The sequence below is a fragment of the Nocardioides conyzicola genome (genome assembly GCF_039543825.1).
GTDB classification, from domain to species: Bacteria; Actinomycetota; Actinomycetes; order Propionibacteriales; family Nocardioidaceae; genus Nocardioides; species Nocardioides conyzicola.
In genome coordinates this window covers 404,133-420,841 of sequence record NZ_BAABKM010000002.1, presented here as the reverse complement: position 1 = coordinate 420,841, position 16,709 = coordinate 404,133, and the positions used below count along the sequence as shown (strand labels likewise).

Annotated in this window: 19 protein-coding genes and 1 riboswitch; of the genes, 11 read left to right on the top strand and 8 right to left on the bottom strand. The window is 71.4% G+C overall.

Annotated elements, in window-relative coordinates; genetic code table 11:
- Positions 1-70: 70 nt before the first annotated feature.
- A riboswitch (cyclic di-AMP (ydaO/yuaA leader) is annotated at positions 71-215 on the top strand.
- On the top strand, positions 214-534 hold the full coding sequence (locus tag ABEA34_RS04990; RefSeq protein ID WP_345519863.1) for a transglycosylase family protein: 321 nt from the start codon (positions 214-216) through the stop codon (positions 532-534). (Overlaps the previous riboswitch by 2 nt.)
- Before the next feature lie 21 nt (positions 535-555).
- On the opposite strand, the gene ABEA34_RS04985 is transcribed toward ABEA34_RS04990, so the two are convergent.
- The gene (locus tag ABEA34_RS04985; RefSeq protein ID WP_345519861.1) at positions 556-1,923 is read right to left on the bottom strand and encodes an aminopeptidase P family protein; all 1,368 of its coding nucleotides are present in this window, start codon (positions 1,921-1,923) and stop codon (positions 556-558) included.
- Positions 1,924-1,981: 58 nt separating this feature from the next.
- Here ABEA34_RS04985 and ABEA34_RS04980 point away from each other — a divergent pair, with 58 nt between their 5' ends.
- The 4 genes from ABEA34_RS04980 to ABEA34_RS04965 all read left to right on the top strand — a co-directional run bounded on the left by ABEA34_RS04980 (position 1,982) and on the right by ABEA34_RS04965 (position 7,113).
- Positions 1,982-3,115, top strand: a complete 1,134-nt coding sequence (locus tag ABEA34_RS04980) for a PrsW family intramembrane metalloprotease (RefSeq protein WP_345519859.1) — start codon at positions 1,982-1,984, stop codon at positions 3,113-3,115.
- Complete coding sequence (locus ABEA34_RS04975; protein ID WP_345519857.1) at positions 3,112-4,827, top strand: dynamin family protein; 1,716 nt, start codon at positions 3,112-3,114, stop codon at positions 4,825-4,827. The genes ABEA34_RS04980 and ABEA34_RS04975 overlap by 4 nt, the downstream gene beginning before the upstream one ends.
- Positions 4,828-4,910: 83 nt before the next feature.
- On the top strand, positions 4,911-6,566 hold the full coding sequence (locus ABEA34_RS04970; RefSeq protein WP_345519855.1) for a GTPase: 1,656 nt from the start codon (positions 4,911-4,913) through the stop codon (positions 6,564-6,566).
- A gap of 136 nt (positions 6,567-6,702) precedes the next feature.
- A complete protein-coding gene (locus tag ABEA34_RS04965; RefSeq protein ID WP_345519853.1) occupies positions 6,703-7,113 on the top strand; it encodes a single-stranded DNA-binding protein in 411 nt (136 codons plus the stop codon).
- 12 nt (positions 7,114-7,125) lie between these two features.
- Here ABEA34_RS04965 and ABEA34_RS04960 read toward each other — a convergent pair whose 3' ends face one another.
- Together ABEA34_RS04960 and ABEA34_RS04955 are read right to left on the bottom strand one after the other, a co-directional pair.
- Positions 7,126-7,947 carry a hypothetical protein gene (locus ABEA34_RS04960; RefSeq protein WP_345519851.1) on the bottom strand — a complete coding sequence of 274 codons (822 nt, stop codon included), beginning with the start codon at positions 7,945-7,947 and terminating at the stop codon, positions 7,126-7,128.
- A complete protein-coding gene (locus ABEA34_RS04955) occupies positions 7,944-8,459 on the bottom strand; it encodes a SigE family RNA polymerase sigma factor (protein ID WP_345519849.1) in 516 nt (171 codons plus the stop codon). The genes ABEA34_RS04960 and ABEA34_RS04955 overlap by 4 nt, the downstream gene beginning before the upstream one ends.
- Positions 8,460-8,564: 105 nt before the next feature.
- Here ABEA34_RS04955 and ettA point away from each other — a divergent pair, with 105 nt between their 5' ends.
- Positions 8,565-10,247, top strand: a complete 1,683-nt coding sequence (gene ettA / locus ABEA34_RS04950; RefSeq protein ID WP_345519847.1) for an energy-dependent translational throttle protein EttA — start codon at positions 8,565-8,567, stop codon at positions 10,245-10,247.
- 14 nt (positions 10,248-10,261) lie between these two features.
- On the opposite strand, the gene ABEA34_RS04945 is transcribed toward ettA, so the two are convergent.
- From ABEA34_RS04945 to ABEA34_RS04935, 3 genes are all read right to left on the bottom strand, one after another.
- Positions 10,262-10,762, bottom strand: a complete 501-nt coding sequence (locus tag ABEA34_RS04945) for a MarR family winged helix-turn-helix transcriptional regulator (protein ID WP_345519845.1) — start codon at positions 10,760-10,762, stop codon at positions 10,262-10,264.
- Positions 10,763-10,778: 16 nt separating this feature from the next.
- The gene (locus tag ABEA34_RS04940; protein WP_345519843.1) at positions 10,779-11,993 is read right to left on the bottom strand and encodes an acetyl-CoA C-acetyltransferase; all 1,215 of its coding nucleotides are present in this window, start codon (positions 11,991-11,993) and stop codon (positions 10,779-10,781) included.
- Between the two features lie 82 nt (positions 11,994-12,075).
- Positions 12,076-12,699 carry a TetR/AcrR family transcriptional regulator gene (locus tag ABEA34_RS04935; RefSeq protein ID WP_345519841.1) on the bottom strand — a complete coding sequence of 208 codons (624 nt, stop codon included), beginning with the start codon at positions 12,697-12,699 and terminating at the stop codon, positions 12,076-12,078.
- Between the two features lie 113 nt (positions 12,700-12,812).
- On the opposite strand from ABEA34_RS04935, the gene ABEA34_RS04930 reads away from it, so the two are divergent.
- Both ABEA34_RS04930 and ABEA34_RS04925 read left to right on the top strand, forming a co-directional pair.
- Positions 12,813-12,992, top strand: a complete 180-nt coding sequence (locus ABEA34_RS04930) for a hypothetical protein (RefSeq protein ID WP_345519839.1) — start codon at positions 12,813-12,815, stop codon at positions 12,990-12,992.
- A 60-nt stretch (positions 12,993-13,052) separates the two neighbouring features.
- Positions 13,053-13,919 carry an acyl-CoA thioesterase gene (locus ABEA34_RS04925; RefSeq protein WP_345519837.1) on the top strand — a complete coding sequence of 289 codons (867 nt, stop codon included), beginning with the start codon at positions 13,053-13,055 and terminating at the stop codon, positions 13,917-13,919.
- On the opposite strand, the gene ABEA34_RS04920 is transcribed toward ABEA34_RS04925, so the two are convergent.
- Positions 13,903-14,277, bottom strand: coding sequence for a globin (locus ABEA34_RS04920; protein ID WP_345519835.1), 375 nt, complete (start codon positions 14,275-14,277; stop codon positions 13,903-13,905). The two genes, ABEA34_RS04925 and ABEA34_RS04920, sit on opposite strands and share 17 nt — an antisense overlap.
- Before the next feature lie 99 nt (positions 14,278-14,376).
- Here ABEA34_RS04920 and ABEA34_RS04915 point away from each other — a divergent pair, with 99 nt between their 5' ends.
- Complete coding sequence (locus tag ABEA34_RS04915) at positions 14,377-14,802, top strand: OsmC family peroxiredoxin (protein ID WP_345519833.1); 426 nt, start codon at positions 14,377-14,379, stop codon at positions 14,800-14,802.
- Positions 14,803-14,804: 2 nt separating this feature from the next.
- Here the strand turns inward: ABEA34_RS04915 and ABEA34_RS04910 are convergent, their stop codons facing one another.
- Positions 14,805-15,842 carry a mechanosensitive ion channel family protein gene (locus ABEA34_RS04910; RefSeq protein ID WP_345519831.1) on the bottom strand — a complete coding sequence of 346 codons (1,038 nt, stop codon included), beginning with the start codon at positions 15,840-15,842 and terminating at the stop codon, positions 14,805-14,807.
- A 95-nt stretch (positions 15,843-15,937) separates the two neighbouring features.
- Between ABEA34_RS04910 and ABEA34_RS04905 the strand changes: the two genes are divergently transcribed.
- Positions 15,938-16,294, top strand: coding sequence for a hypothetical protein (locus ABEA34_RS04905; protein ID WP_345519829.1), 357 nt, complete (start codon positions 15,938-15,940; stop codon positions 16,292-16,294).
- The gene (locus ABEA34_RS04900; protein WP_345519827.1) at positions 16,272-16,661 is read left to right on the top strand and encodes a DUF5130 family protein; all 390 of its coding nucleotides are present in this window, start codon (positions 16,272-16,274) and stop codon (positions 16,659-16,661) included. Before ABEA34_RS04905 ends, ABEA34_RS04900 begins: the two co-directional genes overlap by 23 nt.
- The last annotated feature ends 48 nt before the right edge of the window (positions 16,662-16,709 follow it).

Below are 16,709 nucleotides of genomic sequence, written 5' to 3'. Positions count from 1 at the left end.
CGCCTACGGTCGTCGGGTCCCGGCACCCCGGGGCCACCCGCAGGCCACGCCGAGCCCCGTCCGGTCGCGAGTGACACGAACACCGAGGACGGGGACGGGGGACCCAGGTCTCCGGGTCGTCGTACGACGTCCCTCGGGGTGCAGCCGCCACGTGCGGCCGGGCAGTCTCCGCCCGAACCCGACAGCTAACTCCGCAGGCGTCGAGGAGAAACCATGCGCATGCGCACTCTCGTGTCCACGGCTGCCCTGACGGCGGCCACCCTCGTCCCGGTCGTCGCGATGGACGGTCCCGCCCACGCGGCGCCCATGCGGAAGTGGGACCGGATCGCCCACTGCGAGTCCGGCGGCCGCTGGCACATCAACACCGGCAACGGCTACTTCGGCGGCCTGCAGATCAGCAAGAGCACCTGGAACGCGTACGGCGGCCGGAAGTTCGCCCGCTACCCGCACGGCGCGACCAAGCGGGAGCAGATCCGCGTCGCCGAGCGGATCAAGAACGGCCAGGGCTGGGGCGCCTGGCCCAGCTGCGCCTGAGCGAGGTCGGTCCGCCTGCGCTCAACCGCGCAGGCGGGCCATCCACTCCTCCACCTCGGTGGAGGTGCGGGGCAGCGCGGCCGAGAGGTTGGTCGACCCGTCGGCCGTGACGAGGAGGTCGTCCTCGATCCGGATGCCGATGCCGCGCAGCTCCTCCGGCACCAGGAGGTCGTCCTCCTGGAAGTACAGGCCGGGCTCGACCGTGAGCACCATGCCCTCGGCCAGCGTGCCCTCGGCGTACGACTCGGGTGCGGCCTGGCCGCAGTCGTGCACGTCCATGCCGAGCATGTGGCTGGTGCCGTGCAGGGTCCAGCGCGCGTAGACGCGGCTCTCCGGGTCGAGGGCCTCCTCGGCGGAGACGGGCAGCAGCTTGAGGTCCTCGAGCCCGTGGGCGAGCACCTCCATCGCCGCGTTGTGGCCCGCCCGGAAGATCTCGCCCGGCTTGAGCGCCTCGATGCCGGCCTGCTGGGCGGCGTACACGAGGTCGTAGAGCTCACGCTGCAGCGCGGTGAAGGTGCCGTCGACGGGCAGCGTGCGGGTGACGTCGGCGGTGTAGAGCGAGGTGTTCTCGACGCCCATGTCGAGCAGCACGAGCTCGCCCGGGGTGATCGGACCGGTGTTGTCGATCCAGTGCAGCGTGGTGGCGTGCTTGCCGCCGCCGACGATCGAGTCGTAGCCGATGTCGTTGCCCATCGCGCGGGCCCGGCGGAAGAAGGTGCCCTCGACCCAGCGCTCGCCGTACTCCAGCGCGCGGTCCCACTCGCGGACCACGTCCTCGAAGCCGAGCGTGGTGATGTCGCACGCCTCCTGCAGCTGCGCGACCTCCCACGGGTCCTTGATCAGCCGGAGCTCGGACGCGACGCGCGCGAGCTCGGGGTCGGTGGTGAGGTCGCGGGTCTTGCGGTCACCGTCGGCGGACGGGAGGTCGTCGAGGTGGCGGACCTCCAGGCCGAGCGAGTCCGACATCTCCTTCAGCGACGGGCGGCGGCCGGCCCAGAGCTCGCCGTACTGCCGGTCGCGGAAGAACTCGTCGGTGTCACGCGACGAGCGCGGCCGTGCGTAGAGGACGGCCTCGCCGTCGTCGATGACCAGGACGGCGTCGCTCGTCTGGTTGCCGGAGAAGTAGGTGTGGGCGGTGTCGGGACGGAAGCGGTAGTCGGTGTCGTAGGCGCGGACCTTGAAGCCGCCGGCCGGCAGCACCAGCCGCTCGCCCGGGAACGCCTCGGCGAGCCGGGCCCGTCGCCGGGCGGCCGGACCGGCGACCGGGGCGACGGGGAGGTCGAGCTCCCGCTCGCCCCAGCCCTCGCGCATGAAAGCGGCGTACGCCGCCGGGACGGCCGGGTCGTGCGACTCGATCTTGGGCTCGGTGCCGGTCTCGTTCTCGCTCACACGGCCACTGTACGCCGCGTTTCCGGCCTGCCCGGCGAGCCCCGATAGGCTGCCGCCCATGCCCGGAACCCGCCGCGTCAGCGCCGCATCGTCGGTCGCGTTCACGGTCGTGGTGACGGTCCTGGTGCTCGTCGGAGCGCTCGTCATCCTCGCGATCGTCGCCTTCTCCGGCGCCCCCACCAGCATCGCGCTGGCGACCCTGCTCGCCGCCGTACCGGTCGGCCCGATCGTCGCGTGCTACCTGTGGCTGGACCGCTACGAGCCGGAGCCACGGATGCTGCTGGCGTCCGGCCTGCTGTGGGGCGGCTTCGTCGCCACCGCCGCGGCGATCCTGCTGCAGGGCATCGGCGGCGTGGTCGCGGGCTTCACGGAGCGCCAGACGCTCGAGGTGGTCGCCCCGGTGACGGAGGAGGCCTGCAAGGGGCTCTTCCTGCTGCTGCTCCTGTGGTGGCGCCGCGCCGAGCTCGACGGCGTCCTCGACGGCATCGTGTACGCCGGGATGGTCGGCGTCGGCTTCGCGTTCACCGAGAACATCTTCTACCTGGCCGCGGCGTACAACGGCACCGACGGTCTAGGCCCCGGCGGCACCGAGGCCGTGACGTCGACCTTCGTGCTGCGCTGCCTGATCAGCCCGTTCGCGCACCCGCTCTTCACGACGTTCACCGGCATCGGGGTCGGACTCGCGGTCAGTGCGCGCAGCGGGCTCGGTCGCGTGCTGTGGCCGCTCGCGGGCTACGCCTGCGCCGTGACCGCCCACGCCGTGTGGAACGCGTCGACGGCGTACGGCTTCGGGCACTTCGCGCTCGCGTACGGCGTGATCATGGCGCCCGCCCTCGTCGCGGTGGTCAGCCTGGCGGTCTGGTCGCGGCGCTCCGAGCGCCGGATGCTGGCCTCCGCCCTCTCCGACGCGGCCTCCCGCGGACTGGTCCCGGCGACCGACATCGGATGGGTCGTGGACCTCTCCGCGCGTCGGCGCAGCCGTGCCTACGCCCGCCAGCTCGGGGGCCGCGCCGGCGAACGCGCCATGCGCGACTACCAGCAGGCGACCATCGAGCTCGGGTTCCTCCACTACCGTTACCTGCGAGGCACGCCGCCGCCCGACTACGCGGCCCGCGGCCAACAGTTCCTCCAGAGGATCGACGCGCTCCGTCCGTCGATCGCGTTCCCCGGACAGGTGGTTCCGACAAGATGACGGTCGCTCCCGACCACGACTCGCGGATGCTCACGGCGCTCGTGCAGCTGCACGACGCGCTGCGGGCCGCGCCGCTGACGCTGGACGTCCCGGGTGCGGTCGAGCTCCGTGCGGCCCGGCAGCAGCTGATCAGCCAGCTCGAGGACTACGTGCTGCCCCGTCAGATGACGGTGGAGGCGCCGCTGCTCGCGGTGGTCGGGGGCTCGACCGGCTCGGGCAAGTCGACCCTGGTCAACTCGATCGTCGGCCGCCGGGTGACCGCTCCCGGCCTGCTCCGCCCGACGACCCGGTCGGCCGTCCTGGTCCACCACCCCGACGACGCGAAGTGGTTCGGCCAGGACCGGCTGCTGCCCGACCTGGTCCGGGTCACCGAGGCGACCGACGACCGGCACTCGCTCCAGCTCGTGCCCTCGGACACGATCCCGCCGGGCCTGGCCCTGCTGGACGCCCCCGACGTCGACTCGGTGGAGGAGGGCAACCGCCTCCTCGCGGCCCAGCTGCTCGCGGCCGCCGACCTGTGGCTGTTCGTCACCTCCGCGGCGCGCTACTCCGACCAGGTCCCGTGGCAGCACCTCAAGGTGGCCGCCGAGCGCTCCACCTCGGTCGCGATCGTCCTCGACCGCACCCCCGCCGACGCCGTACGCACCGTGGCAGCGCACCTCGCCCGGATGCTCGCGAGCCGCGGCCTGAAGGACTCGCCGCTCTTCACCGTCGCCGAGGCGCCCGTGTCCGAGGAGGGCCTGCTCGATGCGCGCGTGGTCGCCGACGTGCGTGCCTGGCTCGTCTCGCTGGCCGAGGACCCGGGCGCGCGCTCGGCCGTCGTCCGCCAGACCCTCGACGGCACGGTGCGCTCCCTGGCCCGCCAGGCGCACGGTCTCGCCGACGCCCTCGCCCAGCAGCTCGAAGCCGCGGACGCGCTCCGGCAGGCGGCCGTCACGGCGTACGCCGACGCGGGGGAGCGGGCCGTGGTCGCGGCGACCGACGGGTCCCTGCTGCGCGGTGAGGTCGCCGTGCGCTGGCGCGAGTTCGCGGGCAACGGCGAGCTGCTGCGCTCGCTCGAGGGGCGCGTCGGCCTGATCCGCGACCGCCTCGTCAACGCCGTCAAGGGCTCCGGCCAGCAGGCCGAGCGGGTCTCGGTGGCGATCGAGTCGGCGGTCGAGCTGATGGTGGTCGACCACGCGGAGGACGCCGCCACCGCCACCGCCGCCGCGTGGGCGGAGCTCGGCACGGCCGGCCCCCTCCTCGGCGACGCCGACGACCTCGGCCGCGCGTCCGGCAGCCTGCGCCGCAGCGTCGAGGGCGAGGTCCGGGCCTGGCAGCAGCAGCTCACCGACCTGGTGAAGGCCGACGACGCGGAGCGCCGTACCTCTCGCTACCTGGCGTACGGCGCGCGCGGGCTCGCCGTCACCCTCGCGGTGTGCGTGCTCGCGGACGCGGCGCCCGACGACACCGAGAGCGGCGCCGAGGTCGGCCGCACCCTGCTCGACGCGGTCTTCGGCGCCGAGCACACCGCCACCCTCGTCGCGCGCGGCCGGGCCGACCTCCGGCGCCGCATCGGCACGCTGCTGGGCGGTGAGCGGGCCCGCGCGCTGGGGATCCTGGACGGTCTCGGGCTCGATGCCGAGGTCGGGCGTCAGGTGCGCGCGGCGGCCCGCCGGGTCGACGACCGGCGCTACGAGCAGAGCCGCGTCGACGACGCACCCCTGCCCTGATCCCGTCCTCGCCCGGCTCAGGCCCTAGGGTGGGAGGTGCACTGTACGAAGACGCGCCCTGCTCCGGGCAGTCGAGGGAGAAGATGACGTCCTTGCTCGAGGGGACTGACCGGTTGGTCACCCGCGGTACCGAGATCGGTGCCCGCATCGACGGCCTCGACGGCGCTGCCCAGGCCGCCCGTGGACGCCTGGATGACGGGCTGGTCGACGCTGCCGCCGCGGTGGTCGAGCGCGCCGCCGGGCGGCTCCGCCTGTCCGCCGACCACACCGTCGTCGGCATCGCCGGGGCGACCGGGTCCGGCAAGTCCTCGACCTTCAACGCGCTGACCGGCCTGGAGCTCTCGGCCGTCGGCGTACGCCGTCCGACCACGTCGTGGGCGACCGCCTGCGTGTGGGGACGCGAGGGAGCAGAAGAGCTCCTCGAGTGGCTCGGCATCGCGCCCCGGCACCAGACGACGCGTGACTCCATGCTCGACCTCGGGCGCAGCGACCAGCAGGCGGAGCTCGACGGCGTCGTGCTCCTGGACCTGCCCGACCACGACTCCACCGAGGTCGCCCACCACCTCGAGGTCGACCGCCTGGTGTCGCTGGCCGACCTGCTGGTGTGGGTGGTGGACCCGCAGAAGTACGCCGACGCCGCGATCCACGACCGCTACCTGAAGCCGTACGTGGAGCAGCAGGACGTCATGCTCGTGGTGCTCAACCACATCGACACGGTGCCGGAGGAGCGTCGTCAGTCGATGCTCGACGACGTACGCCGGTTGCTCGACGAGGACGGCCTCGACCGGGTGCCGGTGCTCGCCGTCAGCGCCCGGCTCGGCACCGGGATCCCCGAGCTGCGCGCGGAGATCGCGCGCAGGTCGGCCGAGAAGCAGGCGACGCGAGGGCGGCTCGACGCCGACATCCGCGAGGTGACGGACAAGCTGGCCGAGGCCAACGGCGACGTGCAGACGCGCGTCGTCGAGCCGGCCCAGGTGGCCGATCTCGACGAGGCCTTCGCCGAGGCGGCCGGCGTGCCGGTCGTCGTCGAGGCGCTCGAACGCTCCGTCCGGGTCCGGGGCAACCGGGCCACCACCTGGCCCGTCCTGGGCCTGCTCGCCGGCATCAAGTCCGACCCGCTGAAGCGGCTCGACCTCGACCTCGGGGAGGACGGGCGCCGGCTGAGCGGGCGCACCCGTGCGGCCCTGCCCGAGGCCACCCAGGTGCAGCGCGCGCAGGTGGACGACGAGGTGCGGTCCTTCGCGGACAGGCTGACGAGCGGCATGACGCCGGGCTGGGTCACGGCCGTACGCCGAGCCGCTGGCTCTCGGCTCGACCAGCTCGGCGACCGCCTCGACCAGGCGCTCGCCGACACCGACCTCGGGGTCGCCCGGCTGCCCGCCTGGGTGGGCATCGTGCGCGTGCTCCAGTGGCTCCTGCTGCTGGCGGCCGTCGTCGGCCTCGGGTGGACCGCTGCGCTGGCCGGCCTCGGTCGTCTCTCGGACCCGGACACCATCTCGGTCGGCGGCGTCGCGCTCGCGGTCGTGCTGCTGGTCGGTGGGGTCGTGGGCGGCCTGGTGCTCGCGCTCGTCTGCCGGCTGCTGGTGGGGAGCGCGGCGCGCACGCGCGCCGCCCGCGCCGACGAGCGGCTGCGCGAGGGCGTGAACACGGTGACCCACGAGCTCGTCATCGAGCCCGTGGAGGCCGAGCTCGCGGCGTACGCCGCCGTGCGCGACGGCCTGGCCCGCGCTCAGGCCTGACCCCTTCCGGCCCACCTTCCGTCCACAGGGCGGCCTCCCACTGCGTTGTCCCCAGCCGTCCTCGGCACACCGTCCTGCTGTCGGTGCCGGCGCGGAGTCTCGTCTCGTCCTACCGGATCGAGACAAGGAGACAGACATGTCCGACAGCACCATCACCGTGCGCGGCTACCTCGGCGGCGACGTCGCACTGCGCGAGGCCGGCGACGTGCCGGTCGCGAGCTTCCGGCTCGCCTGCACCCCGCGGAAGTACAACCGCCGGACCGACACGTGGTCGGACGGCATGACGCAGTGGTACAGCGTGACCGCCTGGCGGGCCCTGGCGGAGAACTGCGCGGGTTCGCTGCACCGCGGCGACCCCGTCGTGGTGCACGGCCGGCTCGAGACCCGCACCTACGTCAACGGCAACAACGTCGAGGTGCTCAGCTTCGAGATCGACGCGCTGCACGTCGGCCACGACCTCAGCCGCGGCACGAGCGCATTCACCCGCAGGCAGCGCGAGACGCAGGCGCCGATGGTCGAGGAGGTGGCGTCCGAGGAGGCGGCCTAGCTGCCCAGTGACCTACTCGGTGACCCAGGACGGGCTGTCGACGACCGCGGTCAGCTCCGACAGCGTCAACGGCGGTCGGGCCGCGGACGCGGGCGGTCCCCACTTGCGCTGCGTCGAGTTGGCGGTGGCCGCATAGATCTCGCCGGCACCGGACCAGCGCCGCACCTCGGTATAGGTGATCCCGTTGTTCGTGAAGGTGATCGTCCGCTGGTGAGGGCTGCCGTCGTGCCGGTCGCCGAGCTCGCACTGCACCGGGGCCGCCAGGTCGTCGAGTTCCCAGTCGCTCAGGTCGCAGCTCAGGTGCTGGGCGCGGACGTCGGCCAGCGCCGTGGGGTCCTGGGGCAGCTCGGTGAGGAAGATCTCGATGCTGCCGGGCCCGTCGCCGGAGGCGTCCCGGAGGGTGCCCCTGAAGACGCCGGACAAGACCGAGGACTCACCCGGAGCGTGGTCGGTGCTGATCTTGGCGTACGACGAGATCTCCACGTCGTTGGGGAGCAGGGCGAGCAGCCGCGTGCGCATCTCGCCGACCGGCATGTCCCACCAGCCGGGGTGTGCGACGAAGTCGTCCGGCTGCTTCGGCTGGGGCGTCGGCGGGGTCTCCGTGGCGACGCCGCCGGTTGTCGGACCGTCACTCCCCACGATCGGGACCAGCACGGCGGCCGTGGCGGCCACGACGGCGAAGCCCGCGAGTCCGGTGACCACCCGCCGGCGGCGGCGCAGCGGTCGGCCCTGGCGCAACGCGCCTTCCCGCAGGCGGGCGGTGGGGGTGGGCAGGTCGGTGAGAGCGCGGTCCATCAGGTCGTGCAGGTCGGCGCCGGAGTCGAGGTCGGTCATCGTGCGCTTCCGTTCGAGTGAGAGGAGGTTTCGGAGAGGAGCCCGCGCAGCGAGCGCAGGGCCCGGAGGCTGCGGTTCTTGACGGCTGCCTCGGTGAGGTGGAGCTGGCTCGCGGTGTGGCTGACGCTGTGGTCCTCCCAGAACCGGAGCACCACGACGGCACGGTCGAGCGGGGCCAGTTCGGCGAGCGCCGCCACCAGTGCCGCTCGTTCGGTCGGGTCCGCATCGGTGACGGCCAGGTCGGGCGTCTCGGGGACCGGCAGCTCGCGCGAGCTCTTGCGACGGCGTTCCGAGAGGAACGACTTCACGAGCACGCCGTGCACGTAGGCCACCGGGTCGTCGGTCGCGCGCACCCGCCACCAGGCGGCGTACGTCTTGGCCAGCGCCGTCTGCACCAGGTCCTCCGCGGCATGCGGGGAGGTCGTGAGCAGGTAGGCGCTCCGGTACAGCTGGCCCGAGCGCGCGGCCACGAACTCCGCGAACTCGTCGTCGGTGCGGTCGGATCGACGCACGTGCCCTCCATCGCGTCACCGGACTCCCCGGTGGAGGCCGTCACCCTACAGACGCGGACGGCCCCCGATCAGGTCTCAACCCCGTTCGCCAACTAGGCTCGGATCATGGCGGAATATGTGTTCACCCTGCGCAATGTGCGCAAGGCCCACGGCGACAAGGTCGTCCTCGACAACGTGACTCTCTCGTTCCTGCACGGGGCGAAGATCGGTGTCGTGGGCCCCAACGGCACCGGCAAGTCCTCGCTCTTCAAGATCATGGCCGGGCTCGACAAGCCCAATAACGGCGACGCGATCCTTGACCCGGAGGCCACGGTCGGGATGCTCCAGCAGGAGCCCCCGCTGACCGAGGGCAAGACGGTCCTCGAGAACGTCGAGGAGGCCGTCTCCGAGATCAAGGCCAAGATGGCCCGGCTCGACGAGCTCTACATGCTGATGGGTGACCCGGACGCCGACCAGGACAAGGTCGCGACCGAGGCCGGCGATCTCCAGACCGAGCTCGACGCCGCCAACGTCTGGGACCTGGACAGCCGCCTCGACCAGGCGATGGACGCCCTGCGCTGCCCGCCGCCGGACGCGATCGTCGACAACCTCTCCGGTGGTGAGCGCCGCCGGGTCGCGCTGTGCAAGCTGCTGCTCCAGCAGCCCGACCTGCTGCTGCTCGACGAGCCCACCAACCACCTCGATGCGGAGTCGGTGCAGTGGCTCGAGGGCCACCTCAAGGACTACCCGGGCGCCGTCCTGGCGATCACCCACGACCGGTACTTCCTCGACAACGTCGCCGAGTGGATCCTCGAGCTCGACCGCGGCCAGACCCACCCCTACGAGGGCAACTACTCGACGTACCTCGAGACCAAGCGGGACCGCCTCAAGATCGAGGGGCAGAAGGACGCCAAGCGCGCCAAGATGCTGGAGAAGGAGCTGGAGTGGGTCCGCTCCAACGCCAAGGCCCGGCAGACCAAGAGCCGCTCGCGTCTCGCGCGCTACGAGGAGATGGCGGCCGAGGCCGACCGGATGCGCAAGATCGACACCTCCGAGATCAACATCCCGGCCGGTCCGCGACTCGGTGACATCGTCCTCGAGGCCAACGGCCTGACGAAGGGCTTCGAGGGTCGCACCCTCATGCACGACCTGTCGTTCAGCCTGCCCCGCGCCGGCATCGTGGGCGTCATCGGCCCCAACGGCGTCGGCAAGACCACGCTCTTCCGCATGATCACCGGCGGCGAGCAGCCCGACGCGGGGGAGCTCAAGGTCGGTACGACGGTGAAGCTGTCGTACGTCGACCAGAGCCGCGGCGGCATCGACCCCAACAAGAACGTGTGGGAGGTCGTCTCCGACGGGCTCGACTTCATCAAGGTCGCCAACTTCGAGATGAACTCACGCGCGTACGTCGCGTCGTTCGGCTTCAAGGGTCCCGACCAGCAGAAGAAGGCCGGCGTGCTCTCCGGTGGTGAGCGCAACCGTCTCAACCTGGCGCTGACCCTGAAGATGGGCGGCAACCTGCTGCTGCTCGACGAGCCGACCAACGACCTGGACGTCGAGACCCTGTCCTCGCTCGAGGACGCGATCCTCGACTTCCCGGGCTGCGCCGTGGTCACCTCGCACGACCGGTGGTTCCTCGACCGCGTCGCCACCCACATCCTCGCCTGGGAGGGCGACGACGAGGACGACGCGAAGTGGTTCTGGTTCGAGGGCAACTTCGCCGCGTACGAGGAGAACAAGGTCGAGCGTCTCGGCATCGAGGCCGCCCGCCCGCACCGGGTCACCCACCGGCGGCTCACCAGAGACTGAGCCGCTGACGCGTCTCAGCTCCGGCGGATCTCCATCTCGGGGTGGCCGGCGATCAGGTTGTCCGAGACGGCGTCCATCACCCGACCGACCGCGGCGAAGTCCTCGCGGCTGGCCAGGTCCACGAGGTGCTCGCGCACCCCGGCGACGTGCATCGGCGCCATCCGCGTCAGCAGCTCGTAGCCCTTGTCGGTCATGCTCGCGATGACCCCGCGACCGTCTTCGGGGGAGCTGCTCCGGACCACCAGGCCGGAGCGCTCCATCCGGGTGATCGTGTGGGTCACCCGGCTGCGGCTGTGGGCGAGCGCGTCGGCCAGCTGCGCCATCCGCATCCGCCGGCCCTCGCTCTCGGAGAGCCGGACGAGGATCTCGTACTCGACGAGCGAGAGGTCGCAGCTGCGGCGCAGGTCGTCGTCCAGGCGGTCGAGCAGGAGCGTCATCCCCATGATGAGCGCGCGCCACGAACGTTGCTCATCTGCGTCCAGCCACACCGTTTGGCCGTCTCCCGAGTCCGTCACCCGGGCAGTGTAAGGGTCAGAGCCGCTCGAGGATCAGCGCCATGCCCTGGCCGCCACCGACACACATGGTGATCAGGCCCGTGGTCTTGTCGTGCCAGTCGAGGGAGTTGAGCATCGTGTTCTGCAGCCGGGCGCCGGTCATGCCGAACGGGTGGCCGACCGCGATCGCGCCGCCGTTGACGTTGAGGCGGTCCAGGTCGATGCCGAGGTCCTGGTAGGACGGCACGACCTGCGCCGCGAACGCCTCGTTGATCTCGACCAGGTCGATGTCGCCGATGCTCATGCCGGCGTACTTGAGGGCGTTCTTGGTCGCCTCGACCGGGCCGAGGCCCATGATCTCGGGGGACAGGCCGGAGACGCCGGTGGAGACGATGCGCGCCAGCGGCTTCAGGCCCAGCTCAGCGGCCTTCGTGTCGGACATGATGATGACGGCGGCAGCGCCGTCGTTGAGCGCGCAGCAATTGCCGGCCGTGACCACGCCGTCGGGGCGGAAGACCGGCTTGAGGTCCTTGATCCCGTCGTACGTCACGCCGGCGCGGGGACCGTCGTCGGTGCTGACGACCGTGCCGCTCGGGGTGGTGACGGGCGTGATCTCCCGAGCCCAGAAGCCGTCGTTGATCGCCTTCTCGGCGAGGTTCTGCGAGCGCACGCCGAACTCGTCGAGCTCCTGGCGGCTCAGGCCGCGGAGCTTGGCGACGTTCTCGGCGGTCTGGCCCATCGCGATGTAGACGTCGGGCAGCTGCCCGTCCTCGCGCGGGTCGTGCCAACCCTGGCCGCCCTCCGCGGTCTTGTCGGTGCGCGCCTTGGCCTCGTCGAACTCGTGGTTGTGGGTGTCGGGCCAGTGGTCGGAGGTGCCCTTGGCGAACCGCGACACGGTCTCGACGCCCGAGGAGATGAAGACGTCGCCCTCGCCGGCCTTGATCGCGTGGAAGGCCATCCGGGTGGTCTGGACCGAGGAGGAGCAGTAGCGGGTGATGGTCGCACCGGGCACGTCGTCGAGACCGTTGAGCACGTTGACCACGCGGGCCATGTTGTTGCCGGACTCGCCGCCCGGCAGACCACAACCGAGGTAGTGGTCGTCGATCGTGCTCGGGTCCAGCGCCGGGATCTTGTCCAGGGCGGTCCTCACGATGAACGCGGTCAGGTCATCGGGCCGGAACTCGGTCATGGACCCCTTGTTGGCCCGACCGATCGGGGTGCGGGCTGCGGAAACGATGACTGCCTCGGGCATGGTGGAACTCCGTTTCAAGGGGTCGGTGCTGCTGCGAGAGCCACAGTAGACCGTGTTCTAGTGCCGGTCGGTGCGGCGTACGTCACTCTCCGTCGGGCGCCGTGAGGGAGGCGCTCAGCAGCTCGAGCGAGCGGATCAGGAAGTCGCGTCGGCCCTCGGCCGGCTGGAGCAGCCCGGCCAGCAGGATGCCGTCGTACGACGCCACCAGCGCCTCCGCGCGCGCGCCCCCGTGCTCCTTGCCGGCCGCGGTCATGATGCCGTCGACGATGTCGACCAGCCGGGAGCGGTGGTCGACCAGGAGCAGGCGGAGCTCCTCGTCCCGGGTCGCCGCCATGGTCAGCTCGAGCCGGGCGACGAGGAGCTCGCGCTGGTCGAGCCAGCGCAGGAAGAGGGCCAGCGTCTCCTCCACCTTGCGGGCGTCCCCGTCGCACTGCGTGATCCGCGCCGTGAGCTCGTCGACGTCGGTGAGCAGGGCACCCGCGACGTACTCCGTCAGGGCGGCCTGGAGCGCGTTGCGGGTGCGCCAGTACGCCGAGCAGCTGCCCTCCGGCAGGCCCGCGCGACGGTCGACCGCCCGGTGGGTGAGGCCCTTGAGGCCCTCGTCGGCGATGACGTGCAGGGCCGCGTCGAGGAGCGTGCGGCGGCGCGGCGAGAGCGGTGTCGCGGTCGCTGCGTCGGGCGCTGCGTCGGTCGGGGCGTGCGGCATGGAGTCCTTCGATGGGCTGTGACTGGAGACACTACAACGAGGGCTTGCCGCGGTGCTTCTACAAGCGTAGATTCTACAGAAGTAGAGATCCTACAAACGTAGAAGGAGTCGTAATGACCATCGTCAGCACCACGATCTTCGCCCTCGCCATCGCCTTCCTGGTCGTCGCCGCCATCGCAGCCGTCGCCTCGATCGCCACCGTCGGCGAGCTCGTCGTCAGCAACCGCCGCGCCCGCCTGGCCCGCCACGAGTCGATCCGCAGCTACTACCGCGGCTTCGTGCTCACCCACTGATCCATCCCTGACGCGGACGCCGGTCCGCCCGACCGACCGGCGTCTGGCAGCATCAGGGGAGTGCGGCACCTCTACGAGTGCCCGATGCGGTGGGCCGACATGGACCTGCTCGGGCACATCAACAACGTCGTCTACGTGGACTACCTCCAAGAGGCCCGCGTGGACATGCTTCGCACGCACGGCCCGGCCGCGGCCCGGACGGGCCAGCTGGCCGAGGGCACGGTCGTGGTCCGCCACGAGGTGACCTACGCCGCCCCCCTCCACTTCGGCTACCGGCCCGTCAGCATCGAGTGCTGGGTCACCCAGGTCCGCGCCGCGTCGTTCACCGTCGCCTACGAGGTCTTCCACGAGGACCCCGACGGCCTGCGCCAGGTCTACCTGCGGGCCAAGACCGTCCTGACGCCGTACGTCTTCACCACCGAGCAGCCCCGTCGGATCACCGACGAGGAGCGCGAGATGCTCGGCCTCTTCCTCGAGCCGGAGGACGTCGTCCGCCCGGCGCCGTTCCCCCGGGAGCGGCCGGCCGCGACGCTGCACTACCCCGTCCACGTGCGGTTCTCCGACGTCGACGTCTACGGTCACGTCAACAACGTCAAGTACTTCGAGTACTTCCAGGAGGCCCGCATCTCGGGCATCGCCCAGCTGTGGGAGGGCCTCGACCAGGCCGCCCTCGTCGTCGCGCAGACGGACGTGGACTACCGCGTGCCGATCCTCTTCCGCCCGGAGCCGTACGACGCGTGGTCGTGGGTCGCCCGCGTGGGCCAACGGTCCGCGACCATCGAGTCCGTCATCTGCGACGGCGACACCACGCTCGCCCGCGCCCGGGTGACGATCGTCTTCTTCGACCAGGAGACCCAGCGGTCGACGGTGCCGCCGGAGGTCTACCTGGACCGGCTGCGCACGCTCGAGCTCACTCGAACGAGTTGACCATGAACTGCGCGGCGTGCGTGACGTAGTCCCAGAACTGCTGGTCCTGCTCCGGCGTCAGGGCGACCTCGTCGAGCCCCGCGCGGAAGTGGCTGAGCCAGTGCTCCTTGGCCTCCGGCGTGACCGCGAACGGCGCGTGCCGCATCCGCAGGCGCGGGTGGCCGCGGGTATCGGAGTACGTCGTGGGTCCGCCCCAGTACTGCACCAGGAAGAGGAGGAAGCGCTCCTCAGCCGGGCCGAGGTCCTCCTCGGGGTACAACGGGCGCAGCACCGGGTCCTCACCGACGCCCTCGTAGAACTTCGCGACGATCCGCCGGAACGTCTCGAAGCCACCGATCTCGTCGTAGAAGGTCGTCACCGTCCCATTGTGACGAGGCCCCGGTGACCGTCCGACACCGGCGTGCCAGACTCGCGGACACCGCATCTTTTCGAGCAACGCACGAGGAGTGATCCGCACATGGCTACGACCCGCAACGCCAGCACGCACTGGGAAGGCACCCTCTTCGAGGGCGCCGGCAAGGTCACGCTGGAGTCATCCGGCACCGGCACGTACGACGTCTCCTGGGCCTCGCGGGCCGAGGAGGCCAACGGCAAGACCAGCCCCGAGGAGCTGATCGCGGCCGCCCACTCGTCGTGCTTCTCCATGGCGCTCTCGAACGGCCTCGCCAAGGCCGGCACGCCGGCGACCTCGCTGGACACCAACGCCGCCGTCGACTTCGTGCCCGGCACCGGCATCACCGAGATCCGCCTGACGGTCAAGGCCGTCGTCGAGGGCCTCAGCAACGAGGACTTCGTCGCCGCCGCCGAGGCCGCGAAGGTCGGGTGCCCGGTCAGCCAGGCGCTGGCCGCCGTACCGATCAAGCTCGAGGCGTCGCTCGCCTGAGCTCACCCACCGCTGACGGGCTCTTCCTCTTCGGGGGAGGAGCCCGTCGGCGTCTCCGGGGCGTCCGGGGTCGGCTCCTCGCGGTGCCAGACGACCCGCTGGGGGAGCGCGATCTCGATGCCCTCGTGGTCGAGGCGGGCCTTGATCCGCTGCCGCAGGGTGCGGGCGACGCCCCACTGCTCCATCGGGGCGGTCTTGATCAGCACCCGCAGCGTCACGCCGTCGGCGGTGAACATCTCGACGCCGGTGACCTCGGGCTCCTCGATGATGATCCCGCGGTACTCGTCGTCGTCCCACAGGTCGTGGGCGACCTCGCGCAGCACGCGCTCGGCGCGGGCGAGGTCCTCCTGGTAGCCGACGGTGATGTCGACGACCGCGCGGGACCAGTTCTGGCTCATGTTGCCGACGCGGAGGATCTCGCCGTTGGGGACGTACCAGACGGTGCCGTTGAGGTCGCGCAGTCGGGTGACCCGCAGGCTGACCGCCTCCACGGTGCCGCTGGCCTCGCCGACGTCGACGACGTCGCCCACGCCGTACTGGTCCTCGAAGATCATGAAGATGCCGGACAGGAAGTCCTTGACCAGCGACTGGGCGCCGAAGCCGAGGGCGAGGCCGATGATGCCGGCGGACGCGATGATCGGGGCGATGTTGACGCCGAGCTCGCTGAGCGCCATGGTCCCGAAGACGGCGATCAGCAGACCGGTGATGACGCTCTTGAGGAGGTCGCCCATCGTCTTCGCGCGCTGGACCCGCCGGGTCGCGGTCGCGAGGTCGCGGGCCTCGGCGGCCTTGCCGCGGGACCCGAACCTGCTCATCCGGTCGGGCAGCACGCCGTCCTCGGCCCGCGAGGAGAGCCGGTCGATCAGGCGGTGGAGCACCCACCGGACGACGAAGAAGAGGACCAGCAGCCAGAGGAGCGCCAGCGGCTTGCCGATGACGATGTCGGAGACGTTGGCGAGCTTCTGGTTGTCGGTCCAGCTGAAGACGGTCTTGCAGAGTGCATCGGAGGTGTCGCAGGACGTGTCGTCGAAGCCCAACATGGGCCCCATGTCTACCGCACCGGACGACGCCGCACGAGCCGCACCGGCCCGTCCCCGTGGGGCGTGTGACCTATCCGACCCGATACGATTCCCCCGTGACCACGAAGCTCGCCCGCCGCGCCCGTCGTACCGCCGTCGTCCTGCTCGTGGGGGTGGCGCTCGTCGTCGCCGCCGGCGGCCCGGCCGGCGCGGACGTGCCGGAGGGCTGGAGCAACCCGTCCGCGGTCGACCCGTGGGAGGCCGTGCTGGTCCTGGCCGGCATCCCGATCCTGCTCTTCCTGGTCATCACGGCGCTCGTCGTGATCCCCGGGGTCATCAAGGGCGAGCGGTTCACGCCGGGCGGCCAGGCCACCGAGGACCAGTGGTTCGGCGGCCCGAGCAAGGGCACCACCGCGCTGCCCGCACCGGACAACGACGAGTCGAAGGCTGGTGGAGCAAGTGGCCGTTGGTGAGTTCAACAGCGCCGAGCGGTTCCAGATCGACGAGGCGATCCGCGCGGCCGAGCAGACCTCGCGCTTCGAGTTCAGCGTCTTCGTCGGTCGCTCGGGCACGGACGCCCGCGCCTTCGCCACGCAGCTGCACAACTCCCTGGTCGCACCCTCGCGCAGCGTGCTGATCATGCTCGACCCCGCCTCACGGGTCCTCGAGATCGTCACCGGCGGCACCGTGCGCCGCAACATCACCGACCAGGAGGTCGAGCTGACGACGCTGCAGATGCAGTCGTACTTCTCCTCGGGCGACCTCGTCGGCGGGCTCCGTCACGGCATCCAGATGCTCGCCGACCACGCCCGCGCGCCGGAGACCCTGCACGCCGACTGAAACGCCGAGTCGGCGCCAGTTTTCGGTCCAGTCGGCGCCAGTTTTCAC

Excerpts from the sequence above, each read along its gene's own strand:
- ABEA34_RS04990 (WP_345519863.1), top strand. The coding sequence starts at position 214 with ATGCGCATGCGCACTCTCGTGTCCACGGCTGCCCTGACGGCGGCCACC.
- ABEA34_RS04980 (WP_345519859.1), top strand. The coding sequence starts at position 1,982 with ATGCCCGGAACCCGCCGCGTCAGCGCCGCATCGTCGGTCGCGTTCACG.
- ABEA34_RS04975 (WP_345519857.1), top strand. The coding sequence starts at position 3,112 with ATGACGGTCGCTCCCGACCACGACTCGCGGATGCTCACGGCGCTCGTG.
- ABEA34_RS04970 (WP_345519855.1), top strand. The coding sequence starts at position 4,911 with ATGACGTCCTTGCTCGAGGGGACTGACCGGTTGGTCACCCGCGGTACC.
- ABEA34_RS04965 (WP_345519853.1), top strand. The coding sequence starts at position 6,703 with ATGTCCGACAGCACCATCACCGTGCGCGGCTACCTCGGCGGCGACGTC.
- ABEA34_RS04960 (WP_345519851.1), bottom strand. The coding sequence starts at position 7,947 with ATGACCGACCTCGACTCCGGCGCCGACCTGCACGACCTGATGGACCGC.
- ettA (WP_345519847.1), top strand. The coding sequence starts at position 8,565 with ATGGCGGAATATGTGTTCACCCTGCGCAATGTGCGCAAGGCCCACGGC.
- ABEA34_RS04940 (WP_345519843.1), bottom strand. The coding sequence starts at position 11,993 with ATGCCCGAGGCAGTCATCGTTTCCGCAGCCCGCACCCCGATCGGTCGG.
- ABEA34_RS04935 (WP_345519841.1), bottom strand. The coding sequence starts at position 12,699 with ATGCCGCACGCCCCGACCGACGCAGCGCCCGACGCAGCGACCGCGACA.
- ABEA34_RS04930 (WP_345519839.1), top strand. The coding sequence starts at position 12,813 with ATGACCATCGTCAGCACCACGATCTTCGCCCTCGCCATCGCCTTCCTG.
- ABEA34_RS04915 (WP_345519833.1), top strand. The coding sequence starts at position 14,377 with ATGGCTACGACCCGCAACGCCAGCACGCACTGGGAAGGCACCCTCTTC.
- ABEA34_RS04910 (WP_345519831.1), bottom strand. The coding sequence starts at position 15,842 with ATGTTGGGCTTCGACGACACGTCCTGCGACACCTCCGATGCACTCTGC.